The sequence below is a fragment of the Actinotignum timonense genome, from assembly GCF_900155575.1.
Lineage (GTDB): Bacteria > Actinomycetota > Actinomycetes > Actinomycetales > Actinomycetaceae > Actinotignum > Actinotignum timonense.
Window position 1 is genome coordinate 1,395,946 of record NZ_LT706966.1, and the last position, 12,146, is coordinate 1,408,091.

General features: G+C 61.6%; 6 protein-coding genes and 1 pseudogene. 5 read left to right on the forward strand and 2 right to left on the reverse strand.

Translation table 11 applies throughout. The features are described from left to right. Positions 1-127: 127 nt before the first annotated feature. Positions 128-1,756: a phosphate acetyltransferase gene (gene pta / locus CZ322_RS05900; protein ID WP_180948664.1), complete on the reverse strand. Its 1,629-nt coding sequence runs from the start codon at positions 1,754-1,756 to the stop codon at positions 128-130. Positions 1,757-1,977: 221 nt separating this feature from the next. Here pta and guaA point away from each other — a divergent pair, with 221 nt between their 5' ends. The 3 genes and pseudogenes from guaA to pflA all read left to right on the forward strand — a co-directional run bounded on the left by guaA (position 1,978) and on the right by pflA (position 7,248). Further along, on the forward strand, positions 1,978-3,555 hold the full coding sequence (gene guaA, locus CZ322_RS05905) for a glutamine-hydrolyzing GMP synthase (RefSeq protein ID WP_087070578.1): 1,578 nt from the start codon (positions 1,978-1,980) through the stop codon (positions 3,553-3,555). 420 nt (positions 3,556-3,975) lie between these two features. Further along, a pseudogene (gene pflB / locus CZ322_RS05910) lies at positions 3,976-6,363 on the forward strand (formate C-acetyltransferase); the annotation flags it as partial. A gap of 6 nt (positions 6,364-6,369) precedes the next feature. Continuing rightward, entirely contained in the window at positions 6,370-7,248 is an 879-nt protein-coding gene (pflA, locus tag CZ322_RS05920) for a pyruvate formate-lyase-activating protein (RefSeq protein WP_087070580.1), read from the forward strand. A 183-nt stretch (positions 7,249-7,431) separates the two neighbouring features. Here the strand turns inward: pflA and CZ322_RS05925 are convergent, their stop codons facing one another. Next, a complete protein-coding gene (locus CZ322_RS05925) occupies positions 7,432-7,986 on the reverse strand; it encodes a DUF981 family protein (protein ID WP_200807176.1) in 555 nt (184 codons plus the stop codon). A 147-nt stretch (positions 7,987-8,133) separates the two neighbouring features. Here CZ322_RS05925 and CZ322_RS05930 point away from each other — a divergent pair, with 147 nt between their 5' ends. After that, positions 8,134-9,513: an aldehyde dehydrogenase family protein gene (locus CZ322_RS05930; protein ID WP_087070582.1), complete on the forward strand. Its 1,380-nt coding sequence runs from the start codon at positions 8,134-8,136 to the stop codon at positions 9,511-9,513. Positions 9,514-9,675: 162 nt separating this feature from the next. Continuing rightward, positions 9,676-12,146, forward strand: a 2,471-nt coding sequence (locus CZ322_RS05935) for a UvrD-helicase domain-containing protein (protein WP_087071181.1), incomplete at its 3' end; no start/stop codon positions are given.

Genomic DNA, 12,146 nt, shown 5'->3' on the forward strand with positions numbered 1-12,146 from the left:
GATCTCCTTGTGTCTGTGACCGGGTGGAGGCCCACCCCTATAACTTCAGTGTAATGCCGGATACGGGTTGTTCCGGCTCATGCCTGCGGATTCCCGCGAATTGCAGGTTGTTTCCGGTTGGTGCTGGTTATTCCTGCGCCTGGATCGCGGTAATCGCCACGGTATTGACGATATCCTCCACGAGCGCGCCGCGGGAAAGATCATTCACCGGCTTATTCAGGCCCTGGAGCACCGGGCCCACGGCGACCGCGCCCGAAGAACGCTGCACGGCCTTGTAGCCGATATTGCCGGCATTCAAGTTCGGGAAAACGAAAACCGTGGCGCGGCCGGCCACCGGGGAATTCGGCAGCTTCTTCTTCGCGGCCGCAGCATCCACCGAAGCGTCATACTGGAGCGGGCCGTCAATCAGCACGCCCTCGGGTGCCAGGCTCTTCGCGAGCTCCGTGGCTTCGCGCACCGCATCCACATCCGGGCCCTTGCCGGAGGTACCCGAAGAGTAGGAGAGCATGGCCACGCGCGGCTCAATACCGAATTGCTGGGCGGTGCGGGCCGAATCAATAGCGATGCCGGCCAGCTCTTCCGGGGTGGGATTGGTATTGACCGCGCAATCGGCGTACACGTAGACGCGATCATCCATGAGCATGAGGAAGGCACCGGAAACCGTCTTCGTGCCGGGCTTCATCTTGATGGTCTGGAAGGAGGGAACGATGGTATTTGCGGTGGTGTGGTTCGCACCCGAAACCATGCCGTCGGCATCGCCCATGTAGACCATCATGGTGCCGTAGTAGGAAGGATCCTTCATCTTCTCCACGGCCTGCTCGTAGGTCACGCCCTTCTTGGCGCGCAATTCAGCGAATTTCTCCGCGTAGCGGCGCACCCGCTCCGGATCATCAATCGAAATAATTTCCGCACCGGAGACATCCACGCCAAGCTCAGCGGCGCGGGCGAGAACCTCATCCTTATCCCCAACCAGGGTAATATCCGCGATATCGCGGGCCAGAATCTGGGCGGTGGCCAGCAGAATGCGGTCATCTTCGGCCTCCGGCATAACAATGCGCTTCTTTGCCTTGCGGGCCCGGGCCGCCAGGGAAGCCTGGAAGGACAGCGGGGTAATAACCGAGGATTCCTCTTCCATCGCGGCAACGAGGGTGGCCCGATCCTTATCGGTGAAGGAACGCGCCTCGCCATCGGGTAGATAAATAGTAGGAATACCCAGGTCACGCATGGTGGTGGGGACGTTCTCATCAGCGTCAATAACAATGAGGGCGCTCAGGGTGCCGTACCGATCCTTGATTTCCTTCGCGGAAAGCTGGGCAACAACCTCCACCTGCGCGGCGCTGCGCTGAGCCGCTGACACGGCGACGATGCCGGTGGTGCCCAGGTTGGCGATGGTGCGGCCGGTACGCGAAAGCATCCCGGGATTAATGGGATCCCCATCCAGAATGCCGAGAATGAGAACCGCATCGAAATTCTGGGCGTAATCGGTGTAGCGATTCACCAGCTGGGTCATGGCTTCTTCTTCGTCAGCCACGTAGGCCTGCCGGCTCGAACCCCAAGCAATATCGCGATCCTCGCCGCGGCCAACCTGGTCGAGCAGCTGAAGGAAGGCGGAGTCATTTTCGATATTTCCGTTGGTGAACGCCCGGAACACCCCGACGTTCTTGTAAGTAGAGGTGAGTACATCAACGTAGGCGCTGGCCACCGCCTGGGTGCCCGCATTACCTTCTACCGCGGTGAAATATACGCTGTAGGTCACTTTCTTATCCTTCCGGCCCGTGAGGACCCTTGAAAAAATAGGCGTATCCACGCCGGGATATCCCTTCAAATAATCTCACATCTTGCGAGCTGATGTGCATGCCCAGCTCAGGTCCACGCGGGCGGGTGGGCGTCGTCGTTCCTATCCGGTGACGAAGGTCCTAGAACCCTTCCGGGTGCGGGCCGGCTCCCAGTAGGCGCCGGCGCGTTTTAATCACTAGAATGAACAGCGTGAATACCAGCGATAATTCCCCGGTTCTTGTTGTCGATTTTGGTGCGCAGTACGCTCAGCTCATCGCGCGGCGCGTTCGTGAAGCACACGTTTATTCAGAAATTGTTCCGCACACCATGTCCGCCGCGGATATGCTGGCGAAAAAGCCCGCGGCCATTATCCTTTCCGGCGGCCCGGCATCCGTGTACGCGGAAGGTGCGCCCGCAATCGATAAGGACATTTTTGAGGCCGGGGTGCCTATCCTCGGTATCTGCTACGGCTTCCAAGCGATGGCCCAGGCCCTGGGCGGGCGCGTGGGGCGTACCGGCACCCGCGAATACGGGCGCACCGAAGCCCGCACCGCCGGCGATTCCTGCCTCTTCGCCGGCCTGGAAGATAAGCAAATCGTGTGGATGAGCCACGGGGATGCCGTGAGCGAAGCCCCGGAAGGCTTTACCGTCACGGCCGCCACCGATGAAACCCCGGTGGCCGCTTTTGAAGATCGCAAGCGCCGGCTCTTCGGCGTGCAATGGCACCCGGAAGTGCTCCACTCCCAGCGCGGCCAGGCCGCTCTGGAAAACTTCCTCTACGAAGGCTCGGGAATTAGCCCGAACTGGACTCCGTCCTCCATCATTGATGAGCAGGTGGCTCAGATTCGCGAGCGGGTCGGCTCCGCGCAGGTGATCTGCGCGCTCTCGGGCGGGGTGGATTCCTCGGTTGCCGCGGCGCTCGTGCACAAAGCGATTGGTGACCAGCTCACCTGCTTCTTTATTGACCACGGGCTGCTGCGCGCCGGCGAACGCGAGCAGGTAGAACGCGATTACGCGGAAAGCACCGGCATTCGCATCTTCACCATTGATGAATCCCAGCGCTTCCTCTCCGCGCTGGCCGGCGTGCGCGATCCGGAAACAAAGCGCAAGATTATCGGGCGCGAATTTATCCGCTCCTTCGAAAGCGCGCAGCGTCAGCTGGTAGATAAGCTCGGCGGCGGGGAAGATGTGAAATTCCTTGTCCAGGGAACCCTCTACCCGGACGTGGTGGAATCCGGTGGGGGAGAAGGCGCCTCCAATATTAAGAGCCACCATAATGTGGGCGGCCTACCCGAAGATATGAATTTCGAACTCATCGAGCCCCTGCGTAGCCTCTTCAAGGATGAGGTGCGTGCCATCGGGCGCGAACTGGGCGTGCCGGAGAAAATCGTGGCCCGCCAGCCCTTCCCGGGGCCGGGCCTGGCGATCCGCGTGATCGGTGAAGTCACTGAAGATAACCTGCGTATCCTGCGCGAAGCCGATGCCATCGCCCGCGAAGAACTCACCGCGGCCGGGCTGGATGCTGAGATTTGGCAGTGCCCGGTGGTGCTGCTCGCCGAGGTGCATTCCGTGGGCGTGCAGGGTGACCACCGCACTTACGGGCATCCCATCGTGCTGCGCCCGGTTTCCTCCGAAGATGCGATGACGGCCGATTGGGCCCGGGTTCCCTACGATGTGCTCGCCCATATCTCCAACCGCATCACGAACTCCGTGGCGGAAGTTAATCGCGTGGTTCTGGACGTGACCTCCAAGCCGCCGGCAACAATTGAATGGGAGTAACATTCGCAGTTAAAAAGTGATTCCTCACACATGTGAGAGGGGTGGCGACGTGAAGTCGCGTATCGGCGCGCCCGCCGGGGGCGTCGCGGGAATGTGCGCCGCTCATCTCACGTGTCTGGGAATGTTTTTTCACGCAAGCGCGTTAGGATAAATGTAGGCGCGGACAGCGAGTGATATACGCCCGCCGCCCGTGCCGGACAATACAATCGAGAGTCGCTTGTGCCTGACCGATTGATACGGACAACAGGTAAAAGAATCAGGACTTGTTACCTCGGTGCCGTAGCGATTCACGCGAAGGCGTGGATACGGTGCGGACGCAAGCGTGCGGCAATTTCTTACGGAACATCCGTTCCGCTTGCAAATTGCTTTATGCTTGGATAATAACGGGTACTGACACGACACAAGGAGAGTTAGACGCACATGGAGCGCACTGCTACCGATACCCCAACAGAGGAAGCCTGGGCGGGTTTCACGTCCGGCATCTGGAATGAAGCCATTGACGTTCGTGACTTCATCCAGAAGAACTACACCCCCTACGAAGGGGATGCTTCGTTCCTGGCCGGCCCGACGGAGAAGACCACCCGGCTGTGGGAGTCTCTTGAGGAAAATTACCTCTCCGAGGAGCGCCGCCGTCGCGTGTACGACGTCGACACCGACACCCCGGCCGATATTGACGCTTTCCCCGCCGGCTACATTTCCGAAGACGACGACGTCGTCGTCGGCCTGCAGACGGATGTTCCGCTCAAGCGCGCGATGATGCCCAATGGCGGCTGGCGCATGGTGGAAACCGCCATCAAGGAAGCGGGCAAGGAAGTCAACCCGGAGATCAAGAAGATCTTCACCCGCTACCGCAAGACCCACAATGACGCGGTCTTCGATATTTACACCCCGCGTATTCGCGCGGCCCGTTCCTCGCACATTATTACCGGTCTTCCGGATGCTTACGGCCGTGGCCGCATTATTGGTGACTACCGCCGCGTGGCCCTCTACGGTGTGGATAAGCTCATCGAAGAGAAGCAGGCCATGAAGGATTCCGTGGCCGATCAGCCCTTCTCCGAGCACTGGGCTCGTTTCCGTGAGGAACACGCCGAGCAGATCAAGGCTCTGAAGAAGCTCAAGACCCTCGGTGAGATCTACGGCTTCGATATTTCCGGCCCGGCGAAGAATTCGCGCGAAGCCGTGCAGTGGCTGTACTTCGGCTACCTCGCTTCCGTGAAGAGCCAGGACGGCGCGGCCATGTCCATTGGCCGCCTCTCCGCCTTCCTCGATATTTACTTCGAGCGCGATCTGGCCGCCGGAACCATTACGGAAACCGACGCGCAGGAAATGATTGACAACCTCGTCATGAAGCTGCGTATCGTCCGCTTCCTGCGCACCATCGATTACGATCAGATCTTCTCCGGTGATCCTTACTGGGCCACCTGGTCGGATGCCGGCTTCGGTGATGACGGGCGTACCCTCGTCACCAAGACCTCCTTCCGCCTGCTCCAGACCCTGCGTAACCTGGGTCCGGCTCCGGAACCGAATATCACCATTTTCTGGGATCCGGCGCTTCCGGAAGGCTACAAGGAATTCTGCGCGGCCATTTCCATCGAAACCTCGTCCATCCAGTACGAATCTGACGAACAGATTCGTAACCAGTGGGGCGACGACGCCGCCATCGCGTGCTGCGTCTCCCCGATGCGGGTGGGCAAGCAGATGCAATTCTTCGGGGCTCGTGTGAACTCCGCTAAGGCCCTGCTCTACGCCATCAACGGCGGCCGCGATGAGATGACCGGCAAGCAGGTGACCGAACCGGGTCTGTTCACCCCGCTCGAAGGCGATGGCCCGCTCGACTTCGACGAAGTCTGGCAGAAGTACGAAGAGATGCTTGACTGGGTAGTTGGCACCTACGTTGAAGCTCTCAATATCATCCACTACTGCCATGACCGCTACGCTTACGAAGCGGTGGAGATGGCTCTCCACGATTCGGAGATCATCCGTACCATGGGTTGCGGTATTGCCGGCCTGTCCATCGTGGCGGACTCGCTTTCCGCGATCAAGTACGCGAAGGTCTACCCGGTTCGCGATGAGACCGGCCTCGTTGTCGATTACAAGACGGAAGGCACCTTCCCGATCTACGGTAATGATGATGACCGCGCTGATGACATCGCGGCAACCGTGGTTCACACCATCATGTCGAAGATCAAGGCGATCCCGATGTACCGCGACGCCATCCCGACCCAGTCGGTGCTGACCATTACCTCCAACGTGGTGTACGGCAAGGCCACGGGTTCCTTCCCGTCCGGCCACAAGGCCGGCACCCCGTTCTCCCCGGGCGCGAACCCGGAGAACGGCATGGATACCCACGGTATGGTGGCGTCCATGATGTCCGTTGGTAAGCTGGATTACAAGGATGCCCTCGATGGTATTTCCTTGACGAATACCATTACGCCGGCTGGCCTCGGCCGCAATAAGGAAGAGCAGGTCAAGAACCTGGTCGGAATTATGGACGCCGGCTTCATGGCTGAAGAAGACTAAAACTCTAAGATTCAACCCCCAACAAAGAAAAGAAGGTAAAAAATGGCTAAGACCTACGAAGAGCGTCTCGAGTCGATGAAGGCTGCTCGCGAAGATAACGGTGGGGTGCAGGGTCTGTACCACGCCAATATCAACGTGCTGGATCGCTCCACCCTCGAGGACGCGATTGATCACCCCGAGAAGTACCCGAACCTGACCGTTCGCGTTTCCGGCTACGCCGTGAACTTCGTGAAGCTGACCCGCGAACAGCAGCTCGACGTTCTGTCGCGTACCTTCCATCACTCGGCATAACCATTGTCTGCTGAGTTGCGACTAGCACCGGTCGGCCTTCAAGATTTCGAAGCGCCGACCGGTCGGTTGCAGGGGGCCGGTCTGGGAGGCATCGATGTCCTCGACGACATCGAACGCAAAGAACGGCTTCGCAAGATGCGCGAGGGAACCCTCGGTTCCGTCCACTCGTGGGAACTTGTGACCGCGGTGGACGGGCCCGGGACCCGAATGACAGTCTTCATGGCAGGGTGCCCCCTGCGGTGCCTGTACTGTCATAACCCTGACACCTTCATTATGAAGGACGGTCAGCCGGTGGATTCCGATGAATTGCTGCGGCGCTGGAAGCGCTACCGTCGCATGTTCAAGGCGACGGGCGGCGGAATCACGATCTCGGGTGGCGAATGCTTAATGCAGCCCGCCTTCCTCAAGACCGTGCTTCGCGGCGCCAAAGAAATGGGAATCCATACGTGTATCGATACCTCCGGTTATCTCGGCCGTAACGTCGACGACGAAATGATGAATTACATCGACATGGTGTTGCTCGACGTGAAATCGGGATCCGAGGAAGTATATAAGCGCACGACCGGCCGCGAACTGCAACCGACCATTGATTTTGGTGATCGATTGGCTGCCGCGGGCAAGGAAATCTGGGTACGTTTCGTACTCGTGCCCGGGCTGACAGACGATCCGGAGAACGTGGAGAACGTTGCGAAGATCGTTGCACGGTGGAAGAACGCGGTGAGCCGCGTTGAGGTTCTGCCGTTCCACCAGATGGGGCGAGACAAGTGGCATTCACTTGGCTATGACTACCAACTGGAAGACGTCGTACCGCCGTCACCACAAGCCGTGGAAGAAGCGCGGGAGCACTTCCGGCGCTTGGGGCTGAACACCCCGGCTTTCTAAACGCTACGGATGACGCCAAGGGCCGCGTCCCGAAAGGGATGCGGCCCTTTTGTGTGCGTGCTTGCGTGGTGTGCTGATGGAACGGTGTTGCGTCGTCGTACCACAAACGTGAAGTACGACGACGCCGCTGCGGCCACCGCGGGCGGCCGCAGCTTCACCGGGCCGCGCGCCGGCGTGGCGGCGCTACATGGTATTGACCACGAGCCCGATATGGGTATAGAAGTTCATGGCACCGAAGAGCATGAAGATGACCCCGCTGATGACCAGGCACCAGTAGGCGGCGCTGACCACGCCGCCGCGCACCTGCCCGCGGGCGTCCGGGCGCACCGCGGCGAAGAAAAGAATCGCACCCACACCGGCCAGGCCAAAGACCGCGGAGAGAGCAATCGACTCCAGCCAGGGGTAGGCCGCGAAGGACCCGGAAATCGGTTCCTGGGGAGGGGCTGCGAAGAACTGATAGACCATCCCGGCGCACATAATCGCCAGCAGCGCCAAGCCCATTGCCAACGCGAAAATGGAGACCGGGCGGGCGATCCGCGCGAAAGTGTGGAAGGGCGAGCTGGATGCGAGGATGCGATCCCCGCGCTTCCACAGGATGAAACTCGCCGCCAGCAGGAGCACGCCGAAGCCGAGGCAGGTTTCCCCGAAGATAATATTGTCGAAGGGGAAGCCGCCGGCGGCCAGCGGCCAGGTGAGGGACATGTGCAGGCCGGTGAGCGTCTGGATCAGGCCGGTCACGAAGAATCCCAATCAATCATTCCCGGGGCGCTTTCCCCGGTGAAGAAATCTCCCACGTTCACCACTCCTTTCTCAATTTAGGACTAATGTCCCCATGATAGCCGGGTTCGCCCGGCACAGTGGGCCGCAACACAGTAGGCTAGACTCATGACTCACTACCGCGTGCATAACCCCAATACCGGCGAGGTGGAAGAACGCTTCCCCTCCCTGCCCGCCGCCGCGATCCCCGGCGTGATCAGCGCTTCCTGGGATGTCTTCACCAGCTGGCGGGATACCCCGATGGCCACCCGCGCCGCTGTCCTGCACCGCTTCGGGGAGCTCATCACGGAACGCTCGGCTGAGCTCGCCGATATTATCGGGCGGGAAATGGGCAAACCGCTGCGCGATGGCGCCGCCGAGCTCGCCACCGTCAGCCAGCACGCCCACTGGTTCGCCGATAACGCCCCGCGCTACCTGGAACCCACCACGCTGGATGCCGGCGATGGCATCCCCACCTACGTGCTCCACCAGCCGCTGGGCGTGCTGCTGGGCATCATGCCCTGGAACTTCCCCTATTCCCAGATCGCCCGCTTCGTGCTGCCCCAACTCATGGTCGGCAATACGATTCTCATGAAACAAGCGGAGATCTGCCCGCGTTCCTCGGCCGCGTTCGAGGCGCTGCTGCGCGAGGCCGGCCTGCCCGATGGGGTGTACCAGAATATCTACCTGGATATTGCGGATACGGAGAAAGTCCTGGCGGACCCGCGCGTCAAAGGAGTATCGCTGACCGGCTCGGAGCGGGCGGGATCCTCGGTTGCGCAGCTGGCCGGGAAGTACACGAAACGTTCCCTCCTGGAGCTGGGCGGCAATGATGCCATGGTGGTGCTAGGCGCCTCCGATATCACGGCGGTGGCCCGCGCGGCGGTGCGCACGCGCGTGTTCAACGCCGGGCAGGTCTGCACCTCGAATAAGCGCATTATCGTGCTGGATAGCGTTTTCGAGGAATTCCTCGCGGCGGCCCGCGCGGAGATCGCGAGCATCGTGGTGGGTCCCTATGATGACCCGGCCACGGATATGGGGCCGCTGTCCTCGATTGCCGCCAGGGACGAGGTGGTGCGGCGGGTGGCGAGCGCCGTCGCCGCTGGAGCGCACCGCCATTACGGAGGTCACAAAATTGACCGGCCGGGCGCTTTTATGACCCCGGCCTTGCTCACCGATATTCCCGCGGACCACGATATCGCTCGCAACGAATTATTCGGGCCGGTGGTGGCGCTCTACCGGGCGGCGGATGAGGAAGCAGCCCTCAAGCTGGCCAATAGCACCGCTTATGGTTTGCAGTCCTCGGTGTGGAGCCAGGATCTGGAGAAGGCGCAGCGTTTCGCGGCGCGGCTCGCGGCCGGTATGACCATTATCAATAAGCACCGTGAATCGGCGCCCACCTGGCCTTTTGGTGGGATTAATCGTTCCGGTTACGGTCGCGAGGAGGGTGCCTGGGGCTTGCGCGCCTTCACGAACGAGCATGCGGTGCGGGTCCATCCGGCGCGATAGGTACGACGCCGCAGCTTAGGTGGTACGACGGCGCAGCTTAGCTGGCGCGGGGCCGGCCGGGCAGGTAGGTGCCGCATGCCTTCGGCCGGTGCCCGGAGTGAGAGCAACGCGAAGCTCGGGGGCGTTTTTTGTGTCGGGGTGGTGTCGTACCCTAGAAGGGCTATGGAGGAATCGTACAAAGCAACAATCGCGCGGCTGCGGGAACGCGTGGCGGCCGCCCAGCAAGCCGGGGCTACCGTGGGGCGGCGCCCGGGTGTGCCCGCGCCGGCTCAGGCCGCTGAAAGTGTGCCTACAGGTCAGGGCGGGGCGGCGGCTGCGAGCATGCCGGAGGTTTCGGGCGCGGCGGAGGTCTCGGGCGCGGCGGCGCGTATTCTCACCGGCCTCAATAGCGCCCAGCGGGAAGCCGTGATTCACAGCGGTGGCCCGCTGCTCGTGGTCGCCGGGGCCGGCTCGGGTAAAACCCGGGTGCTCACCTCGCGCATCGCCTACCTCATCGCCACCGGGCAGGCTCACCCGGCCAATATCCTCGCCATCACTTTCACCAATAAGGCGGCGCGGGAAATGCGCGAACGCCTGGAAGGGATGCTCGGCGGCCTGGCCCGCGGCATGTGGATCTCCACCTTCCATTCTGCCTGCGTGCGGATTCTGCGGGCCGAACACCGCGCGCTCGGGATGCGTTCCACCTTCACCATTTACGATGCCGCGGATTCCCAGCGCCTCATGACCATGGTGTGCCGGGAAGAAAACATCGATATTCGGGCCTACCCGCCCAAAATGCTCAGCCGCCAGGTCTCCAATCTCAAGGATGAACTGGTCACCCCAGCCGCGCAGGCCGCGGCCGCAACCGATAGGGACGGCCAGGTGCTGGCCCAGGCCTATGCCGCCTACCAGGATCGCCTCGAGCGCGCCAATGCGCTGGATTTCGATGATCTTATTATGCGCACGGTGGAGGTGCTCACCTCCCACCCGGATATAGCTGAGCGCTACCGCACCCGCTTCCGCCACATTCTGGTGGACGAATATCAGGACACCAACCACGCCCAGTACGTCCTGGTACGCACCCTGGCCGGGCAGGGCCCGGAAGGCTCCGCGCTCACCGTGGTGGGCGATGCCGATCAGTCCATTTACGCCTTCCGCGGGGCCACCATCCGCAATATTGAGGATTTTGAGAAGGACTTCGCGGATGCCACCAGCGTGGTCCTCGAGCAAAACTATCGCTCCACCCAGAATATTCTCTCTGCCGCCAATGCCGTCATTTCCCATAATGAAGGGCGCCGGCCGAAAAAGCTGTGGACGGATTCGGGGAGCGGGGAAAAGATCACCGGCTACGTGGCTGATTCGGAAAGCGACGAAGCCCATTTCGTCGTCACGGAAATTGACCGGCTCCGGGATAGTAGCGGGGTGCGTTACGGCGATGTGGCGGTGTTTTACCGCACCAATTCCCAGGCGCGGGCCCTGGAAGAAATGTTCGTGCGCTCCGGGATTCCCTACCGGGTCATCGGCGGCACCCGCTTCTATGAGCGCAAAGAAATCAAGGATGCCCTCGCGTACCTGCACGCGGTGGCCAATCCGGATGATACCGTCTCGCTGCGCCGCATCATTAATGAACCAAAACGCGGGGTGGGGGATACCGCGCAGGGCCACCTGGCCACCCACGCCCAACGCTGGAATATTTCCTTCGGTGCCGCGGTGGCCGATGTGGCTACCCCCTGCCCGGAGCGCGGCGAAGTTGCGGGGTTGACGGCTCGGGCCCGCAGCGCCGTCGCCGATCTGGCTCGCATCCTCGAAACGGCGCGTCAGGATGCCGCCGCGGGCGGCAAACCCGCGGATATCCTCGATTACCTCATGGATGAATCCGGGTACCTGGCCGTGCTGCAAGAATCCAAAGACCCGCAGGATCTCAGCCGGGTGGAAAACCTGGCCGAATTACACGCGGTGGCGGTAGAGTTCTCCGCCCAGAATCCGGATGCCGGGCTGGGGGAGTGGCTCGATCAGATTTCGCTCGTCTCGGATACGGATCGGCTTCCCGAGGGGAGCGAATCCGAAGGGGAAACCACTCTCATGACGGTTCACACTGCCAAAGGTCTGGAATTCCCGGTTGTTTTCGTGACCGGCCTGGAAGACGGCACTTTCCCGCATATGCGTTCCCTGGATGATCGGCGCGAACTCGCCGAAGAACGCCGCCTCGCTTACGTGGCTTTCACCCGCGCGCGCGAACGCCTCTATATTTCGCGCGCGGCAGCGCGCTCCTCGTGGGGGGCGCCCCAGGAATTCCCGCCCTCGCGTTTCATTGAAGAAATCCCGCCCGAACTTATTAACTGGCGCCGGGAACAATCCTCCCAGGATCTGGTGCGCGGTGGTGGTATTGGTTCCGGCATTGGTTCCGGTTACGGGTGGGGGCGCCGTGAGCGGCGCGCGCCTTCTTTCTTTGACGACGACGCCGGGCCTGTCATCGGCTCAGGTACATTCAAACCCGGGAAACTCGGGGTGCCCGCCACGGCGGGCTCGGCCTCCCGGGCGGATTCCGCCGGTAGTGCGCATCCTGCTGCCGACGGTTCGGGTGGCTCCGCGGTTGGCGGTTCGAGCGGCACCCGAGGCACCTCAGGCGCAGCGGGCGCACCTAGCGCGGCGGG